The organism is Streptomyces sp. NBC_00076, assembly GCF_045041235.1.
Lineage (GTDB): Bacteria > Actinomycetota > Actinomycetes > Streptomycetales > Streptomycetaceae > Streptomyces.
The window spans coordinates 1,768,441-1,786,111 of sequence record NZ_CP108242.1 but is presented as its reverse complement, the minus strand read 5'-3'; the positions used below and the strand labels follow the sequence as shown (position 1 = coordinate 1,786,111).

Sequence of the window (17,671 nt, the reverse complement as noted above, 5' to 3'; positions counted from 1 at the left end):
TCCGGTGAAACCGGGGCTGAGGCCTGCCGCACATCACCTGACGGCAGGGTCGAGGGCCGCGGGCGCCAGCCTTCTGCCTTGTTCGCGAGTTTATACGACATATGTTCCTACGGTGTTTCATCTAGCTGTTTCCCGGGAGTACGGCAAGGGCTCATCCGGTCGGCGATTCGCGGGAAACATCCCGATTCCCGGATGACTGCACGACGGTGACCTCGGGAAATGCCCGGACGGCGGACGGCTCATTGTCGTCGGCGTTTTTCACGAGTTTCTCAGGGAACTCGAAACTGCACTGTAACCATGCCTGGCGAATGTGCCACCGGTCACATCCCGCAAGAGTAGCGGCTGTCAGGCCCGTCCGGGACGTTATCGATCGTCTTGGCTGGGCATCATCTCACCTGACCCGGACACCGGCGGCCGGCTCGTCGGCCCGCCCAATCGAGGAGGGACGCTTCGATGGGGGAGAAGGTCGTGGCAGGCCAGTTCGACCTGTCCGATCGCCAGCGCTACCGCGACAAGCTCCGTCAGTGCCTGACGGGACTCGAGCGACTCCTGGCCGAGAAGCGGTTCGATCGCCCGAAGAACCTCATGGGGCTCGAGATCGAATTGAATCTCACGGGTTCGGATGGCATGCCGAAAATGCTCAATGCGCAGGTGCTCGAACGTATCGCAAGTCGAGATTTCCAAACAGAACTCGCCATGTTCAACCTGGAAGTCAACATTGCCCCACACCGTTTGGGTGGGCGGGTATTCGACCAGCTCGCCGAAGAGCTCCGAACTTCTCTGGCATATGCCGACCGAAAAGCGGGCGAGCTCGACGCCGGAATCGTGATGATCGGCATTCTGCCGACTCTGGACCGGGACGACCTGGTCTCCTCCAACCTCTCCGACGTCGACCGCTACGCCCTGCTCAACGACCAGATCGTGGCCGCCCGCGGTGAGGACTTCACCCTCGACATCGACGGCGTGGAGCGTCTGACCTGCACCTCGAAGTCCATCGCACCCGAAGCCGCCTGCACCTCCGTACAACTCCACCTCCAGGTCACCCCGGATCGCTTCGCCGACGTGTGGAACGCCGCCCAGGCCGTCACCGCCGCGCAGATCGCCGTGGGCGCCAACTCGCCGTTCCTGTTCGGCCGCGAACTGTGGCGAGAGTCCCGCCCGCCGCTGTTCCAGCAGTCCACCGACACCCGCCCGCCCGAACTCCAGGCCCAGGGCGTGCGCCCGCGCACCTGGTTCGGTGAGCGGTGGATCTCCTCCGCCTACGACCTCTTCGAGGAGAACCTGCGCTACTACCCGGCCCTGCTGCCGATCTGCGACGAGGAGGACCCGCTCGCCGTCGTCGACGGGGGCGGTGTCCCGAAACTCGCCGAGCTCGTCCTGCACAACGGCACCGTCTACCGCTGGAACCGCCCGGTCTACGGCATCGCCGACGGGGTCCCGCACCTGCGCGTCGAGAACCGCGTGCTGCCCGCCGGCCCCACGATCACCGACGTCATCGCCAACGCGGCCTTCTACTACGGCGTGGTCCGCGCCCTTGCCGAGGAGTCCCGGCCGGTGTGGACCAGGCTGCCGTTCGAGGACGCCGCCGCCAACTTCGACGCCGCGTGCCGGCACGGCATCGACGCCCGCTTCACGTGGCCCAGGCGCGGCCGCTACGGCGGTACGACAGAGATCGACGCGGTGAGCCTCGTACGCGACGAACTGCTGCCGCTCGCCGAGGCCGGGCTGGAGGCGTGGGGGGTTGAACCCGCCGACCGCGACCTGTATCTCGGGGTGATCGAGGAGCGGTGCCGGCGCCGGGTGAACGGCGCGTCCTGGCAGTCCGCGACCTTCCACCGGGCCATGGAGGGCGGGCTGTCGAGGGAGGCGGCGCTGGCCGCCACGACCCGCCGGTACCGTGAGCTGATGCACGAAGGTGAGCCGGTGCACGCCTGGCCGGTGGGACTGCCGGAGCCGGCGCCGCTGGGCTGAGGGCGAGACGCCGGTCCGGGGGCCGGCCGGCGTACGTCTGCCGCGGCCACCCCAGTGACGCCGTGGGGCCACCGACACCTGCCCACCGGGGCAGATCGGCCGCGCCACTGCCGGCTGTCGGCGTCAGGCCCACGGGTCCGAGTTCGGCATACTCACCGCACGGCCGGGCTTCTCGCCCGCCGACAGTCGGTTCGTGACCTTGTACGCGTCCGGCCGCCGTCCGGCGGCGGGCGTGCGCGCGGGGGGTCGCTGCCGCCCGCCCCATACTGATCAGGCAAGCTGTGACGTCCCATGACGGTGGCGCCTCTCCCTGCCGTCCTGCTGAGTCACGTGCCGGAATCCGGCCGTACTGCAGACGGAAAGGGAAGTACGCCGTCGGGGGCGGGCGCCGCAGTGGGGCGGCGGTGGGGATGCGGCGGGAGACACTCAACTGGAGGCAGGCGTGCAGTCGGAGGCGGGCCCGGTGGCCGATTCTTTTCCCCCGGAGCGGCTCTCACGACGGATCTTCCGCGATGAGACCCTGCTCGTTCTGGGGCTCTCGCTCGGTGCGAGTGGTGTGTCCGCGCTGATCAGCTTTGTCGGATCGGTCACCAAACCGGGAGGTCTGAAGGACCAGGCGGCCACCCTCAACGCCTCGGCCGCGCCGGGTCGTCCCTGGCTCGATCTCGCCTGGCAGTTGTTCGGGATCGCCTCGGCACTGGTGCCCGTGGCGCTGGTCGCGCACTTGCTGCTGCGCGAGGGGCATGGCCTCAGAACCCTCGGCTTCGACCGTACGCGGCCATGGCCGGACCTGGGCCGAGGGGCCGCGGTCGCGGCGGTGATCGGCGGTAGCGGGATCGCCTTTTACCTGGCCGCGCGCGGTCTCGGCTTCAACCTCACGGTGGTGCCGGAGGCGCTGCCCGACGTGTGGTGGAAGTACCCGGTGCTGATCCTGTCGGCGATGCAGAACGCGATCGTCGAAGAGGTCATCGTCGTCGGCTATCTCCTGCGCCGCCTGGGCCAGTTGGGCTGGACGCCGGGCACGGCCCTGGTGGCCAGTTCCGTGCTCCGCGGCTCCTACCACCTCTACCAGGGCATCGGCGGCTTCATCGGCAACATGGTGATGGGCGTGGTGTTCGTGTACCTGTACCGCCGCTGGGGCCGGGTGGGCCCACTGGTGGTGGCGCACTCCCTGCTCGACATCGGCGCGTTCGTCGGCTACGCCCTGCTGGCCGGGAAGGTGGGCTGGCTGCCGACGGGGTGAGGCGTCAGGGGAGCAGGTCCCCCTCAATGACGGTGACCGCGTGGCCGCTCAGCAGTGTGCGCTCGCCACGCAGTTCGGTGTGGACGCGGCCGGAGCGGGGGGAGGCCTGCAGGCCGGTGAGCTCGGCGCGGCCGAGGCGCTCGGACCAGTACGGGGCGAGGGCGGTGTGGGCGCTTCCGGTGACGGGGTCCTCGTCGATGCCGAGGTTCGGGAAGAAACAGCGGGAGACGAAGTCGTAGCCTCGGGCGGGGTCTTCGGCACGGGCGGTGGCGATGACGCCGCGCTCGGAGAGGGCACCCAGTGACCTGATGTCCGGCCTCAGGGCGTGGACCGTCTCCTCGTCGGCGACCTCGACCAGCAGGTCCCCGATGTTGGGGCCGGTGTCGAAGACGGCGAGTGGCTCGGTGCCGAGGGCCTCGGCCACTTTGCCCGGGAGCTCTACACGGGTGAGCGGCGCCGTCGGGAAGTCCATGGTGATCGAGCCGTCCTCGCGAGGCGTGGCGATCAGGACGCCACTGCGGGTGGCGAACCGCACCGGACCCTCGTGGGCGCCGGTGGTGTGCAGGACGTGGGCCGTGGCGAGCGTGGCATGGCCGCACATGTTGACCTCTGCCGCCGGGGTGAACCAGCGCAGCGCCCAGTCGGCCGGGCCGTCCTCGGGCAGTCGGTGGGCGAACGCGGTCTCGGCGTGATTGACCTCCAGGGCCACCTGCTGAAGCCGGTCGTCGTCCGGGAAGGTGTCGAGGAGCATGACCCCGGCCGGGTTGCCGGTGAAGGGGCGGTCGGTGAAGGCGTCGACGATTCGGATGCGCATGCCTCGACGCTAGAGGCCGGGCGGCTCCCCGGACCAAGGCCAATTCCCGGACACTGGCCCGATTCACGGCCTCCGTCAGGCGGATGAGCGACCCGTCCTCCCGGCGCCCGCCGCCGAGCGCGGATCTAGGGCGGACCCTAGTAGGGCTTGGTCACCTTCACTCGTGGGTGGAGTGTCCGCTGGTCCATGAGGGTCGTTGGGGTGGTGTGACACCTGAGGAGATGGCCTCGGTCCGGGAGGACCTGGAGGCATTCGCGGCGGAGTTGTTCGACGGGTTCTTCCGTGCGGACCAGAGGCGGTGGGGGCAGGCGTATGTGCGCGGGCTGCTACTGGACGGCCGGCGCAAGTCGGTGGAGCCGATGGCGGCCCGCCTCGGTGAGGACGGCAACCGGCAGGCGCTGGCCCACTTTGTGACGACGAGCCCGTGGGATCCGGCGCATGTGCGGGCCCGGACGGCCTGGAGAATGCAGGAGGCGATCGGGGCGGAGGCGTTGATCGTCGACGACACCGGCTTCTTGAAGGACGGGGACGCCTCGGCGTGTGTGTCGCGGCAGTACACCGGCACCGCGGGCAAGGTCACCAAATGCCAGGTCGGGGTGTCGCTGCATCTGGCCCGGGATCATGCCTCGGCCGCGGTGAACTGGCGGCTGTTTATGCCCGCGTCCTGGGATCCGGCCTCTGCGGAGGCGGACCCGGACAAGGTCGCCCGCCGCACCCGCTGCGGCATCCCCGACCGGGTGGGGCATGTGGAGAAGTGGCAGCTGGCCCTGGACATGATCGACGAGACCCGGTCGTGGGGCATCGACATTCCCCTGGTCGTCACGGACGCCGGTTACGGGGATGCCGCCGCTTTCCGCCACGGCCTGGAAGAACGCAACCTGTCCTATGTGGTGGGCATTTCCTCCCGCCACACCGCTCATCCGGCCGACGCCCGGCCCGTCCAGCCCGCTTACGCGGGCACCGGCCGGCCACCGGCAATGCAGTACCCCGAGCCTGCGCAGACCATGAAAGAGCTGGTCATCGCAGCCGGGCGGGCAGCTGCCAGGCCGGTGTCCTGGAGGGAAGGCTCCCGGCCCGGCAAGGGGATCAGCGCCTTCAAACGCATGTACTCGCGGTTCGTGGCCCTACGCGTGCGACCCGCCGGACGAGGCGTCCGCAAGACCAGCGACGGTCCTGAACTGCCCGAACGCTGGCTGCTGGCCGAGTGGCCCGCCACCGAACCCGAACCGGTGCAGTTCTGGCTCTCAGACCTGCCCTCCGGGATGCCGCTGGCCACTTTGGTGCGGCTGGCCAAGCTGCGCTGGCGCATCGAGCACGACTACCGCGAGATGAAACAGGCCCTGGGACTTGCCCACTTCGAGGGCCGCACCTGGAACGGCTGGCACCACCACGTCACCCTCGTCTCCGCCGCCCACGCCTTCTGCACCCTGCAACGACTGGCACGAGACCCAAAAGACGCCGTGCAGGTCTGAGCCTCTACCAGGTCGTCCGCGACCTCCAGACACTCCTCGCCACCTGGAACGGTGCCTGCCCCACCTGCCACCGCGACATACCCACCCCCATACGAACCTGACCAGGCCCTACTAGTCCACCTGACGCGTTACGCCCGGGGTGCGTTGCGTGGAGGGGTTGTCATGCGAACACTCCCGATATATCGTTGAGGCATCGCGACAGATCAACGATGGAATGGAGTGATTGCGATGCGTACCCACGGATACGAGCGTGGACATGGACGTCGACAGGATGGTCCGGGCCGCCGTGGCCGGGACGACTTCGACGGGCGGCGGGCGGCTTTCGGGCCCTTCGGGCCGGGTGGCCCGGGTGGCCCCGGCTTCGGCGGTCCGGGCTTCGGACCGGGCCCCTGGGGGCACAGGGGCCGCGGCGGACCGAGGGGGAGGGCGCGGCGCGGTGATGTGCGCGCGTCGATCCTCGCCCTGCTGAGGGACCGGCCGATGCACGGTTACGAGATGATCCAGGAGATCGCCGAACGCAGCGGCGGGGCGTGGAAGCCGAGCCCGGGCTCGGTGTACCCCACCCTCCAGTTGCTGGAGGACGAGGGGCTGATCGTCAGTGAGTCGGAGGGCGGCAAGAAGCTGTTCGCCCTCACCGACGCCGGTCGCACCGCGGCCGACGAGGGCCCCGACGCGCCCTGGGAGGAAGCCTCCCGCGGTGTCGACTGGGAGGCGCTCGGTGAGATCCGTCAGGCCGGCTTCGGTCTGATGGAGGCCTTCGGGCAGGTCTGGAAGACGGGCAGCAAGGAGCAGCGCGAGAAGGCGCTCGCCGTCATCAACGAGTCCCGCAAGAAGCTGTATCTGATCCTCGCCGACGAGGACTGACGTCGTACGGCGAAGCAGGGGGCGCCCCGTGGAGGAATCCGCGGGGCGCCTTCGCGTTCCCGAAAGGCGCGGCCGTCAGGCGCCGATCCTGCCGTCAGGCGCCGGTTCGCAGTTCAGGTCACCAGGCCTGCCAGCTTGCGCAACGACTCGTTCAGGGCGGCCGTGGCCGAGTCCTTGAGCTTGCCCGCCATCAGTGAGACCGCGGCACCGGTGAACTCGCCGTCGATGCGCACGGTCGTGGCGTCGCCCTCGGGGGTCAGGGTGTAGCGGTTGGCCACGGTCACCGCCATCGGTCCCTTGCCGCGGACGGCGAACAGCCGGGCAGGCTCCAGTTCCTCGATGGTCCACTCGATCTCGGCCGGGAACCCCATGAGCTTCATGTTCTCCTCGAACGTCCCGCCCACGGCGAGGGTCTCCGGGCCGCCCTTGGGGAAGCTGGTGTGGGTCGCGTTCCACTCGCCGTACGCGGACCAGTCGGTCAGCCGGGCCCAGACCTTCTCCGCAGGTGCCTCGATACGTGCCTCCGCGCTGACTTCGGCCATGCGACCACCTCTTCGTGTCGGGCTACGGTGTCGCGGAACGTAGCCGCAGGGCCTGGAACATTCAATACTGATGAACCGTCAGGAAATTCGGATCTCATCCGTGAGGAGGAGATTCCGGCGCGCGGCGTCCCCTTCCCGTGGGACACGAAGATGCTTCCTTTCGCGGATGTCCCGGCAGGGGGCGACTGATGGGATGGGGATGTGCAACCCCGTATCCCCCGGCTGACGGCCCACGAGCCCGACAGCCGGTCCCGGGCCCACCCGGACGACGACGTCAGGCTCAGTGCCGAGCTGGCGGCGGTGGTCTCCGGCGCCCGCCGGAGGGCGGTCAGGTGCGGGGACCGACAGATCGACACCGCCCATCTGCTGCACTCGCTCCTGGAGTCGGACCCCGAGGTGCGGTCCGTCTTCGACGGTGAACCGCGACTCGCCCGCCTGATGGGCTACCTCGTGCAGCGCAGCATCGGCTACGGGCTGCGCTGGCAGGGCAGCGTCGAGGACTCCGGTGCCGTACCCGTGGTGACCCGCGCGGACGGCTACTCGCCGCTGGCCGGCCGAGCCATGGAGTACGCCTGTGCGCTGGCCGGCCGCCGCGGCGGCCCCGCCCTCGGTGTCGACCTGCTCGCCGCGATCCTCGTCGACCCGCAGGCGCGGGCCGTCGAGGTGCTGAACCGCGCCGGGATCGACCCGTACGGAGTGTTCCTCCGGGTCGACAGTCGCTTGCGGCGGACCCTCTGAGCGGACAGTTGAGGCGGACCGTCTGAGCGGATCCGTTGCGCGACCGGCCGACCGGGGCATGTCCCGTTCCAGTCGGTGAGACAGGTGTCAACGAGTGTGACGCTCATGTCATCGCCTGCCATCATGTGCCGGTGCACACGTCTGGGAGCAGTCAGGGCCACCGAGGCCGGGGCGTCGGTCTCGGTCTCGCGGTGGCGTCCGCCCTCGCCTTCGGCGGATCCGGAGTCGCGGCCAAACCGTTGATCGAAGCGGGGCTCGACCCGCTCCACGTGGTGTGGCTGCGGGTGGCGGGTGCCGCTGTGCTGATGCTGCCGGTCGCCGTCCGCCACCGCGCGCTGCCGCGTCGCCGTCCCGCCCTGCTCGCCGGGTTCGGTCTGCTCGCCGTGGCCGGTGTCCAGGCCTGCTATTTCGCCGCGCTGTCCCGGATCCCCGTGGGGGTCGCGCTGTTGGTCGAGTACCTCGCGCCGGCGCTCGTGCTCGGCTGGGTGCGGCTCGTGCAGCGGCGTCCGGTGACGCGGGCCGCCGCGCTCGGGGTGGTCCTCGCGGTCGGCGGGCTCGCCTGTGTCGTCGAGGTCTGGTCCGGCCTGAGCTTCGACGCCCTCGGCCTGCTGTTCGCGCTCGGGGCCGCATGTTGCCAGGTCGGTTACTTCGTGCTGTCCGACCAGGGCGGCGATTCCGGCGACCAGGCACCCGACCCGCTCGGGGTCATCGCGTACGGCCTCCTCGTCGGCACCGCCGTGCTGACCGTCGTCGCGCGACCCTGGACCATGGACTGGTCCGTCCTCGCGCGCACCACGGACATGGACGGCACCCCGGTCGCGGCCGGTGTGCTGCTGGGCTGGATCGTGCTCGTCGCCACGGTCCTCGCGTACGTCACCGGGGTGTTGTCGGTGCGCCGGCTCTCTCCGCAGGTCGCCGGCGTCGTGGCCTGCCTCGAAGCGGTCGTCGCGACCGTGCTCGCCTGGATCCTGCTCGGCGAGCACCTCTCGGTGCCGCAGATCGTCGGTGGCGCGGTCGTGCTGGCCGGCGCGTTCATCGCGCAGTCGTCCGCGCCCGCCAAGAACTCCGCCGAACCGGTGGCCGGCGGTGGCGGCGAAAAGGAATGGTCGGCCCGCGGTACCGCGGCCTAGGCTGCCGATCATGCATTCCCGCGCACTCGTCCTGCCGCCGCCCGCCGCCTGAGGCGGGCCTCCGAAAAGCACGCCCGGCCGTCCTGCCGGGCGTCACGGTGCTGCCCGCGGACGAAGTCCGTGGACCCCGCCGAGCGGGCGTCCTTCCCGAACTTCCGCGCCCTGGCCACCGCGCTCGGGCGCGTCTGCGGAGAGAACGCGTGTCGAATGCCACTGTCGGCCTGCCCATCGGGCGAGGCCTTTCCTATCTGATCGTCGCCGGTGTCGCCTGGGGCACCGCGGGCGCGGCCGGCTCCCTGGCCTACCGGGCCAGTGACATCGGTCCGGTCGCCCTGTCCTTCTGGCGCTGCGCGGCCGGGCTCGTGCTGCTGGCCGCCGCCCGCCTGCTGCGTCCGCGTGCCCGGACCGACGTGGCCGAACCGCTGGGGCGCCGGGCGCTCCGGGCCGTCGTCACGGGTGTCGGACTGGCCGTGTTCCAGACGGCCTACTTCGCGGCTGTCGCTGCCACCGGGCTCGCAGTTGCCACCGTCGTCACTCTCGGCGCGGGTCCTGTCCTCAGCGCACTGGGTGCCCGCCTGACTCTGGGGGAGCGGCTCGGACGGGGCGGGATCGTCGCCGTCGCCGGGGCACTCGCCGGACTCGGGGTGCTGACCCTCGGCGGCGGGGGCGCGACCGTACGGCCGTGGGGTGTCCTGCTGGGGCTGCTGTCGGCGGCCGGGTGCTGTGTGATCACCCTGCTCACCCGTCGGTGGGGTCGCGACGGGCGGGTGGACGCGGCCAGTACGTCCGTGGCGGCGTTCGCCGTCACCAGCTTGTGCCTGCTGCCGTTCGCCCTGGCCGAGGGCCTGGTGCCGTACACCGCCGACCTCGGCCGGCTGCTGTGGCTGCTGGCGTACATCGCGGCCGTCCCCACGGCCCTCGCCTACGCCCTCTACTTCGCTGCCGCCGCCGTCGTCCGGCCCGCCACCGTGGCCGTGATCATGCTGCTGGAGCCGGTGAGCGCGGCGGTGCTGGCCGTGGCCCTGCTGGGGGAGCGACTCACCCTCGCGACCCTCGCCGGCACCCTGCTGATGCTCGGCTCCGTCGCGGGGCTCGCGGTGGCGGAGACACGGGGCGGAGCGGAGACACGGGGCGCGACGGAGGAGGAGGCCGCGCTCACCTGACGGGAAGGGGCCTTCCGGCAGGCGTACGCGCCGGGCGTGTGTACGCGCCGGGCGTGCGACGCAACGACGGCGTGCGGGACGACGGCCTGTGCGGGACGGGCAGGTGTGCGCGACGCCCCCGTCCCCGTCACTCACCCCAAATAGTCCGGGAGTTCGATGCCGGGGGCCAGGTCGGCGTCCGCGACCGGAGTGTCGTAGCCCTTGCGCAGCGGGACGACGCCGGCCCAGTGGGGGAGGGCCAGGTCCTCGGGCTCGTCGTTGACACCGCCCGTGCGCAGCTTGGCGGAGACCTCGTTCAGGTCGAGGCGGATCACCGCGGTGGCGGCCAGCTCCTTCTTGTTGGCGGGGCGGGAGTCGGCTGCCCGGCCGGGGACGACGTGGTCGACGAGCGCGTTCAGGACGGCCCGCTTCTCCTCGGGGTCCGTCACGTCGTGGGCGACGCCGTGCACCACCACGGAGCGGTAGTTGATCGAGTGGTGGAAGGCCGAGCGGGCCAGGATCAGCGCGTCGACGTGGGTGACGGTCAGACACACCGGCAGGCCCGGGTCGGCCTGTCCCGTCATCCGCAGCGGGCGGGAGCCGGTCGAGCCGTGCACGTAGAGCCGCTCGCCGACCCGGGCGTACAGCGTGGGCAGGACGACCGGCGCGCCGTCGCGGACGAAGCCGAGATGGCAGACGTAGCCCTCGTCGAGTATCGCGTGCACGACGTCCGCGTCGTACGAGGCCCGGTCGGGGGAGCGGGTGGGGACGGTGCGGTCGGTGGCGGTGTAGTCGGCGGCCGTCGTCGGCTGGGGGGTCCCCTGCATGGCACTCTCCATTGCACTAGTGCATAATTGGCTTTGTGCTAGGAGAATATCGGATCGAAGGCCGACGTGCGGCGGACATTTCGGCGAGCGTCGAGCGTGCGGTGGGGGCCGGAGAGCTGGAGCCTGGTCAACTTCTGCCGCCGATGCGGGAGTTGGCGACGGAGCTGGGGGTGAATCCGAACACCGTCGCGGCCGCCTACCGCATCCTGCGCGAACGCGGAGTCATCGAGACCGCCGGGCGCAGAGGCAGCCGGGTGCGGCCCAGGCCTGCCACCACCGGGCGTCAGCACATCCGGGTGGACCCCCCGGCGGGCGTGCGGGACGTGGCCGACGGCAACCCGGACCCGGCGCTGCTGCCGTCCCTGGCCAAGGCGTTCGCGGCGGCCGGCGCACAGGCGGACCGGGAGCCGGTCCTCTACGGAGACGTCCCCGTCGAACCGGGGCTGGCTCGGCTCGCACGGGCCGGCCTCGACGCCGACGGTGTGCCGGACGGGCCCCTCGCCGTCCTCTCCGGCTCGCTCGACGCGATCGAGCGCGTGCTGGCGACCCATCTGAAGCCCGGGGACACCGTCGCCGTGGAGGATCCCGGCTGGGGCAGCCTGCTCGACCTCGTCCCGGCCCTCGGGCTGCGCACGACCCCGGTGGGCGTCGACGACGAGGGGCCGCTTCCCGACGACGTGCGGCGTGCCCTGGAATCCGGGGCGCGCGCACTGATCGTCACCGACCGCGCGCAGAATCCCACGGGCGCCTCGGTGAGCGCCACGCGCGCGCGTGCCCTGCGGTCCGTTCTCCGGGAGTACCCGGAGATCCTGCTGATCGAGGACGACCACGGCCACGGAATCGTCGACCTGCCCCTGCACTCCCTGGCCGGTACCACCCACACCTGGGTCTTCGTGCGCTCGGTCGCCAAGGCCTATGGCCCCGACCTGCGGCTCGCCGTGCTCACCGGGGACCCCGTCACGCTCGACCGGGTGCGCGGCCGGCAGCGGCTCGGCCCGGGCTGGGTCGGCCGGGTCCTCCAGCGGGCCGTAGTGCGGCTGTGGTCCGACGGCGCGTTGGATACGGCGGCGGTGGCGGCGGCCTACCGAGGGCGCCGGGACCTGCTGATCGACGCGCTCGCCGAGCGCGGGGTACGGGCCTACGGGCGCTCCGGTCTGAACGTGTGGATTCCGGTGCCCGACGAGACCGGAGCCGTCTCCCGACTGCTGCACGCCGGCTGGGCGGTCGCGCCCGGCGCACGGTTCCGGCTGAACGCGCCCCCCGGCATCCGGGTCACCGTGGCGACCCTCACTCCGGACGAGACCGGACCGCTGGCGGACGCGATCGCCTCCGCCGTCGGCCCGGGCCTGGTCCGGAGTTATGCCTAGGTGCCGTGGCAGGAGATGGTCGCCCCGTCGCGACCGCAGCGACGGTGATTCCGGGCCCGGGATCAGGATCGGGTCGGGTCGGTGTGTCGCTTCAGGGCCTGGTCCTCGGCCGCGCCCGGGTGAGCGCCGCGCCCGCCAGGACGATCGCCGCGCCGACCGGGGTCGACCAGCTCAGGGACTCGCCGAGGATCGCGACACCCGCGGCCGTCGCGATGACCGGGATGAAGTACGTGACCATCTGAGCGGTCGTCGGGCCGACCTCGGCGACCAGGCCGTACTGGACGAGGACGGCGAGTCCCGTGCCGAGGGCGCCCAACGCGGCCGTGGCCAGCAGCGGGACGACCGGGAAGTGGCTGGGCGCGCTGGTGAACAGCGGGGTGACGAATGCCAGTTGCAGTGTGGCCAGCAGCAACTGCGCGCCGGTCAGCGACAGGTTCGAGTGGCTGGAGCCGGCCAGGGTGCGACGGACGTAGATCCAGCCGATCGGGTAGCTGAGGGAGGCCAGCAGGGCCATCGCCGTGCCCGTGGCGTCCAGGCCGTGGAAGCCCTGCCAGGCCCCGAGAACCGTCAGGACGCCCAGGAACCCGAGGCCGAGACCCGCGACCCGGGTCCTGGTCGGCCGGTCCTCGGAGAGCGCGACCAGGGAGAGCGCCATGCCCCACAGAGGTGAGGTCGCGTTGCAGATGCCGGCGAGGGTGGACGGGATCGTCAGCTCCGCGTAGGCGAACAGGGAGAACGGCAGCGCGTTGAGGAGGAAGGCGGCGACCGTCAGGTGCGCCCATGTGCGTGTGCCCCGGGGAAGCCGCTCCCGCCTGACCGCCATCGCCACGGCGAGCACCGCCGTGCCGAACACCAGACGGCCGAGCGTGACCTGGAAAGGGGCATAGCCCTCCGTGCCGACCTTGATGAGCAGGAAGCTGAAACCCCAGATCAGCGAGAGGGCGCCGAAGCGCAGCCGCCAGTCAAGGCCGGGGCCTGGGCGGGAGACGGTCGCGACGGGAGCCGAGGCGGGGGAGACGGCGGTCATGGCTGCAACGATGGCGGGCATGATCTCGTAGCACAAGCAAGATTTTTCGAGCGGTATATCGTAGCATTGCTTACATGTTGAACCTCGAGCGCCTGCGCACCCTCGACGCCCTCGCCCGGCACGGCTCGGTCAGCGGCGCTGCCGAGGGGCTGCACATCACCACCTCGGCCGTCTCTCAGCAGATGTCCAAGCTGGAGCGCGAGATCGGCCAGCAGCTGCTGGCCAAGAACGGCCGGGGGGTGCGGCTCACGGACGCGGGCCGGCTGCTCGCCGAGCACGCGGCGCGCATCCTGTCGCAGGTCGAACTCGCCCAGTCCGATCTGGAGGCCCAGCGCGGACAGGTCGTCGGCGAGCTGCGGCTGGCGGCGTTCCCCACCGCGATGCGGGGACTGTTCCCCGAGGCGCTCGCCACGCTGCGCACCGACCATCCGGCGCTGCGCGTGCGGTCCCGCGAGCTGGAACCGGAGAGCGGGGTGAACGCCGTGCTCCGGGGTGACGCCGACCTGGCGGTCGTCCTGGACTGGTACAACAAGCCGCTGCCCATGCCCCAGGGGCTCGCCAAGGCGTCGATCCTCGACGATCCCGTGGAGATCGCCATGGCCGAGGATCACCCGCTCGCGGACCGGGACGAGATCGACCTGGAGGACTTCGCGGACGACGAGTGGGTCGCCTGGCGCGAGGGCGAGTTCTGCCACGAGTGGCTGCTGTTCACGCTGCGCGCCAAGGGTATCGAACCCCGGATCGCCCATCGCGCCGAGGAGCACCACACCCAACTCGCCCTAGTGGCCGCCGGGTTGGGCGTTTGCGTGGCGCCCCGCCTCGGCCGCGACCCGATGCCGAGGGGGGTGCGGGCGGTGCCTCTGCGGCATCGCGTCCACCGGTACGTCTACGCGGTATGGCGCGCGGACGCCGACCGCCGCCCCTCCATCCGGGCGGCGGTCGAGGCGCTGCGGACGGCGGCCTCGACCATCGACTGAGCTGAGGAACCGTGCCGAAGTGCCTGTCGCGCTACGCGCGTTGACAAGCCCGGCGGAAAAGCCCGGCCAGGCTGTGCCTGAGGCCCCCGCCTACGCGGAGCCCAGTTTCCGGAAGTCCCAGGAGACGATCTTCTCCGGTGTCAGCCGCACCCACGCGTGCCGGCCGTCGTGCGGAATCTCCTCCAGGCGGAAGTTCTTGCGGGCGAACAAGGTCTCCGGGAGGTCGAGTTCCGCGCACAGTTCCCCGGTGCGCGGTGCCTCGCCGACGAAGTCCACCGCCCCCGACAGCTCCACGCCGCGCAACTCGTCGTACTCCTCCCCCGTGTCGACCACGATTGCGACCCGCGGATCACGCCGCAGATCGGTCCACCGCCTGCTGCGCACCACCGAGTAGAGCCACATCGAGGTGCCGTCCCACGCGAACCACAGCGTGCTCACGTGTGGGGCGCCGCCCACGGAGACGGTGGCCACGCGGCAGGTGCGTTGACTGGTCAGGAACTCGTCCAGCTCACCCGGCGTCATCATGATCTTCCGGCCCCGGCGCTGAGTGACGGTCATGCGCCCCCCTCTTTCTCTCACGTCGTGTCAGAGGAGATCCTCTGACATCACGTCAGAAAAGAATGGGTCGTCTTCCGTCCCCGCGCAATGGTGGTTAATCTCACCCGCCCACACCGTCGGCGACCAGGGGGAACCGTGCCGTCGTACGAACAGCTCAGCGAACTCCTCGACCCCGCGACCACGGTCCTGCTCACCGTCGAGTGCCAGCAGGGCGTCGTCGGACCCGACAGCGCCCTGCCCGAACTCGCCCAGGAGGCACTCTCCTCGGGCGCCCTCGGCAACGTCGCCCTGCTGGTCGCCGCCGCGCACGAGAGCGGCGTCCAGGTGATCCACGCGATCGCCGAGCGCCGCCCGGACGGCCGCGGAGCGAGCCGCAACGCCCGGCTCTTCCGCGCCGCCGAACGGCTGCCAGTCCAGCAGTTGTCGGGCACCACGGCGGTCCGGGTGGCGGCCCCGATCGAGGTCGCCGAGCAGGACCTCGTCGTGCGACGGCTGCACGGGCTGTCGCCGATCCAGGGCACCGAGGCCGACGCGCTGCTGCGCAACCTGGGCTGCCGGACGCTGGTCGTGACCGGCGTGTCGGCCAACGTGGCGATACCCAACACCGTCTTCGACGCCGTCAACCGCGGCTACACCGCCGTGGTGCCGACGGACGCCATCGCCGGGGTGCCCTCCGACTACACCCCGGCGATGATCCGCAACACCCTCGCGTTGGTCGCCACGGTCACGACCACGGACGAGGTGCTGGCCTGCCTGAAGCGCCGGCCCCCGGTCAGGCGAGCTTGATCGAGTCCCCGTCCACGGTGATCTGCTTGGCGGCCAGCGGCTCGGTCGCGGGGCCTTTCTTGACGCTGCCGTCGGTGACGGAGAACTGGCTGCCGTGGCAGGAACAGGACAGCACGTCGTCCTTGAGATCCGTCATCGGGCAGTCCCGGTGCGTGCAGATGGTCGAGAACGCCTTGTAGTCGCCCGCCTTAGGCTGCGAGACGACGACCTTCTCGTCGCTGAAGACCTTGCCGCCGCCCTCCGGTATGTCGGAGGTCTTCGCGAGCGCGGCGCCCGCGCCGGTGCCCGCGCCGGCACCCCCGGTGCCGGTGTCGGCGCCCTGCTCGGTGGACGAGCCGGACGCGTCGTCGTCCGACCCACAGGCGGTCAGCGCGACGGCGAGCCCCGCCGCGCCCAGACTCGCCACGACGGTACGGCGGCTGGGTGCCGGAACGGGGTGGTGCGATTCGCTGGCCATGCTGACGATCCCTTCAACGAATGCCTCGTGAACTGCCCAGAGGTACGGACCCGGAGTGCCGGTTGTTCAGCCACACCCCAGTAACCTGGGGCGATGCTCAAGGAAGTCACCGCCACCCGCTACATCACGCCCCTGCGTGAGGGCGGGTCGCTGCCGGGGCTCGTCGAGGCCGACGACCACGGGACGTACGTCATGAAGTTCACCGGCGCCGGGCAGGGCCGCAAGACGCTGGTCGCCGAGGTGGTGTGCGGGGAACTCGCCCGACGCCTCGGCTTCCGGGTGCCCCGGCTGGTGACCGTCGACCTCGACTCTGACCTCGGCCTGGGCGAACCCGACCCGGAGGTGCAGGGCCTGCTCAAGTCCAGCGGCGGCACCAACCTCGGCATGGACTTCCTCTCCGGCGCCCTCGGCTACGACCCCCTCGCCTTCGCGGTGAGCCCCGAGGAGGCCGGGCGGATCGTGTGGTTCGACGCCCTGGTGAACAACGTCGACCGTTCATGGCGCAACCCCAACCTGCTGCGGTGGCAGGGCGAGGTGTGGCTCATCGACCACGGCGCGACCATGATCTGGCACCACAACTGGCCCGGCGCCGAAGCCTCCGCGGCCCGCCCGTACGACGCCTCCGACCACGTCCTGAGCCCCTTCTCGCCGGATGTCGCCGCGGCCGCCGCCGCGCTGGCGCCCCGGGTCACCGAGGAGCTCCTCGCCGAGGTCACCGCGGAGATCCCGGACGTGTGGCTCGCGGACGAGCCCGGTTTCGAGACGCCGGACGAGCTCCGGCGGGCCTACGCGAGACCCCTTCTCGCGCGGGCCGCCGTCGTCCATGACCACGTCGACGTCACCGGAGGACCCAAGTGAGCGAGCGACACATCATCAAGGGGGGCCGCCGCGGCGACCGTGAGGTCTTCGAGTACGCGTTGCTGCGGATCGTGCCCCGCGTCGAGCGCGGAGAGTGCGTCAACGCCGGGGTGCTCGTGTACTGCCGGGCCAAGTCGTACGTCGGCGTGCGCACCCACCTCGACGAGGAGAAGCTGCTGGCCCTCGACCCGGACGTGGACGTGCCCGGCGTACGGTCCGCACTGCGTGCCGTCGAAGGGGTCTGCGCGGGCGGCGAGGCCGCCGGGCGGGCCGCGCCCGACGACGCCGGTCGCCGCTTCCGCTGGCTGGTCGCTCCCCGATCGACGATCGTCCAGCCCGGGCCCGTACACACCGGCCTGACCGCCGACCCGGCCGCGGAGGCCGACCGGCTCCTCGGCCTGCTGGTGCGGTGACCGAGCCCGCGACATCCCGTTCAGGTCCGGCGCCGCTTCACCACGATGCCGGTCGCGAGGACCCCGCCGGCCACGAAGGCCAGGCCGATCCCGGTGTCCCAGCCGCTCGGCCCGGAGTCCGACCCGCCACCCAGGCCGCCGCGCACGCCGAGCGTCGGGGTGACGGCCGTCGGGGTCGAGGAAACGCGGGGACGGGTGGTCGAGGAGATGACGGGTGCGCCGCGGTGGGGCAGCGCCTCGCAGGCGATGCCGTCGTCCGGGCCCTGGTCCTCGTCCAGTCGGTTCGGGTCGCCGGGGTCGGTGTTGAGGACGGCCTGGGCTTCCTCCTGGTAGGTGAAGTCGCGGCAGTCCAGGTCCTGGGCATGAGCGGTGTCGGCCGACGGCACTATCGCGGCGAGCGCGATCAGCGTGCCTATGGCACCGGTATGACGGCGCATGGAGCGCCTCCTTTCCGGCCACGAGTGGCCCGCGCTCCGACGCTATGG

The 17,671-nt window shown here is 71.2% G+C and carries 19 protein-coding genes; 12 read left to right on the top strand and 7 right to left on the bottom strand.

Features of this window, described 5'->3' with window-relative positions; all coding sequences use genetic code 11:
- Positions 1-453 precede the first annotated feature (453 nt).
- On the top strand, positions 454-1,971 hold the full coding sequence (locus OHA64_RS08245; protein ID WP_405610157.1) for a glutamate-cysteine ligase family protein: 1,518 nt from the start codon (positions 454-456) through the stop codon (positions 1,969-1,971).
- Positions 1,972-2,413: 442 nt separating this feature from the next.
- Entirely contained in the window at positions 2,414-3,214 is an 801-nt protein-coding gene (locus OHA64_RS08240; protein WP_405610155.1) for a CPBP family intramembrane glutamic endopeptidase, read from the top strand.
- A 4-nt stretch (positions 3,215-3,218) separates the two neighbouring features.
- On the opposite strand, the gene OHA64_RS08235 is transcribed toward OHA64_RS08240, so the two are convergent.
- On the bottom strand, positions 3,219-4,028 hold the full coding sequence (locus OHA64_RS08235; RefSeq protein WP_405610152.1) for a PhzF family phenazine biosynthesis protein: 810 nt from the start codon (positions 4,026-4,028) through the stop codon (positions 3,219-3,221).
- Between the two features lie 221 nt (positions 4,029-4,249).
- On the opposite strand from OHA64_RS08235, the gene OHA64_RS08230 reads away from it, so the two are divergent.
- Positions 4,250-5,500: an IS701 family transposase gene (locus OHA64_RS08230; protein WP_405623899.1), complete on the top strand. Its 1,251-nt coding sequence runs from the start codon at positions 4,250-4,252 to the stop codon at positions 5,498-5,500.
- A 228-nt stretch (positions 5,501-5,728) separates the two neighbouring features.
- On the top strand, positions 5,729-6,364 hold the full coding sequence (locus OHA64_RS08225) for a PadR family transcriptional regulator (RefSeq protein WP_405610149.1): 636 nt from the start codon (positions 5,729-5,731) through the stop codon (positions 6,362-6,364).
- 113 nt (positions 6,365-6,477) lie between these two features.
- Here the strand turns inward: OHA64_RS08225 and OHA64_RS08220 are convergent, their stop codons facing one another.
- On the bottom strand, positions 6,478-6,906 hold the full coding sequence (locus OHA64_RS08220; protein WP_405610146.1) for an SRPBCC family protein: 429 nt from the start codon (positions 6,904-6,906) through the stop codon (positions 6,478-6,480).
- A gap of 201 nt (positions 6,907-7,107) precedes the next feature.
- Here OHA64_RS08220 and OHA64_RS08215 point away from each other — a divergent pair, with 201 nt between their 5' ends.
- From OHA64_RS08215 to OHA64_RS08205, 3 genes are all read left to right on the top strand, one after another.
- Positions 7,108-7,644, top strand: coding sequence for a Clp protease N-terminal domain-containing protein (locus tag OHA64_RS08215; protein WP_405610143.1), 537 nt, complete (start codon positions 7,108-7,110; stop codon positions 7,642-7,644).
- Positions 7,645-7,769: 125 nt separating this feature from the next.
- A complete protein-coding gene (locus tag OHA64_RS08210; protein WP_405610140.1) occupies positions 7,770-8,774 on the top strand; it encodes an EamA family transporter in 1,005 nt (334 codons plus the stop codon).
- 200 nt (positions 8,775-8,974) lie between these two features.
- The gene (locus OHA64_RS08205; RefSeq protein ID WP_405610137.1) at positions 8,975-9,937 is read left to right on the top strand and encodes a DMT family transporter; all 963 of its coding nucleotides are present in this window, start codon (positions 8,975-8,977) and stop codon (positions 9,935-9,937) included.
- 131 nt (positions 9,938-10,068) lie between these two features.
- Here the strand turns inward: OHA64_RS08205 and OHA64_RS08200 are convergent, their stop codons facing one another.
- On the bottom strand, positions 10,069-10,743 hold the full coding sequence (locus tag OHA64_RS08200) for a pyridoxamine 5'-phosphate oxidase family protein (RefSeq protein ID WP_405610134.1): 675 nt from the start codon (positions 10,741-10,743) through the stop codon (positions 10,069-10,071).
- A 35-nt stretch (positions 10,744-10,778) separates the two neighbouring features.
- Here OHA64_RS08200 and OHA64_RS08195 point away from each other — a divergent pair, with 35 nt between their 5' ends.
- Complete coding sequence (locus OHA64_RS08195; protein WP_405610131.1) at positions 10,779-12,110, top strand: aminotransferase class I/II-fold pyridoxal phosphate-dependent enzyme; 1,332 nt, start codon at positions 10,779-10,781, stop codon at positions 12,108-12,110.
- A 91-nt stretch (positions 12,111-12,201) separates the two neighbouring features.
- On the opposite strand, the gene OHA64_RS08190 is transcribed toward OHA64_RS08195, so the two are convergent.
- The gene (locus tag OHA64_RS08190) at positions 12,202-13,137 is read right to left on the bottom strand and encodes a DMT family transporter (RefSeq protein WP_405610128.1); all 936 of its coding nucleotides are present in this window, start codon (positions 13,135-13,137) and stop codon (positions 12,202-12,204) included.
- Between the two features lie 74 nt (positions 13,138-13,211).
- Here OHA64_RS08190 and OHA64_RS08185 point away from each other — a divergent pair, with 74 nt between their 5' ends.
- The gene (locus OHA64_RS08185; RefSeq protein ID WP_405610125.1) at positions 13,212-14,114 is read left to right on the top strand and encodes a LysR family transcriptional regulator; all 903 of its coding nucleotides are present in this window, start codon (positions 13,212-13,214) and stop codon (positions 14,112-14,114) included.
- A 90-nt stretch (positions 14,115-14,204) separates the two neighbouring features.
- Here OHA64_RS08185 and OHA64_RS08180 read toward each other — a convergent pair whose 3' ends face one another.
- The gene (locus OHA64_RS08180; protein WP_405610122.1) at positions 14,205-14,672 is read right to left on the bottom strand and encodes a pyridoxamine 5'-phosphate oxidase family protein; all 468 of its coding nucleotides are present in this window, start codon (positions 14,670-14,672) and stop codon (positions 14,205-14,207) included.
- Positions 14,673-14,807: 135 nt separating this feature from the next.
- Here OHA64_RS08180 and OHA64_RS08175 point away from each other — a divergent pair, with 135 nt between their 5' ends.
- A complete protein-coding gene (locus OHA64_RS08175; protein ID WP_405610119.1) occupies positions 14,808-15,458 on the top strand; it encodes a cysteine hydrolase in 651 nt (216 codons plus the stop codon).
- Here OHA64_RS08175 and OHA64_RS08170 read toward each other — a convergent pair.
- Positions 15,445-15,915, bottom strand: coding sequence for a Rieske (2Fe-2S) protein (locus OHA64_RS08170; protein ID WP_405610116.1), 471 nt, complete (start codon positions 15,913-15,915; stop codon positions 15,445-15,447). The two genes, OHA64_RS08175 and OHA64_RS08170, sit on opposite strands and share 14 nt — an antisense overlap.
- 93 nt (positions 15,916-16,008) lie before the next feature.
- Here OHA64_RS08170 and OHA64_RS08165 point away from each other — a divergent pair, with 93 nt between their 5' ends.
- Positions 16,009-16,773 carry a HipA family kinase gene (locus OHA64_RS08165; RefSeq protein ID WP_405610113.1) on the top strand — a complete coding sequence of 255 codons (765 nt, stop codon included), beginning with the start codon at positions 16,009-16,011 and terminating at the stop codon, positions 16,771-16,773.
- Positions 16,770-17,186, top strand: a complete 417-nt coding sequence (locus tag OHA64_RS08160) for a DUF3037 domain-containing protein (RefSeq protein WP_405610110.1) — start codon at positions 16,770-16,772, stop codon at positions 17,184-17,186. The genes OHA64_RS08165 and OHA64_RS08160 overlap by 4 nt, the downstream gene beginning before the upstream one ends.
- A gap of 20 nt (positions 17,187-17,206) precedes the next feature.
- On the opposite strand, the gene OHA64_RS08155 is transcribed toward OHA64_RS08160, so the two are convergent.
- On the bottom strand, positions 17,207-17,623 hold the full coding sequence (locus OHA64_RS08155) for an excalibur calcium-binding protein (RefSeq protein ID WP_405610107.1): 417 nt from the start codon (positions 17,621-17,623) through the stop codon (positions 17,207-17,209).
- Positions 17,624-17,671: the final 48 nt, after the last annotated feature.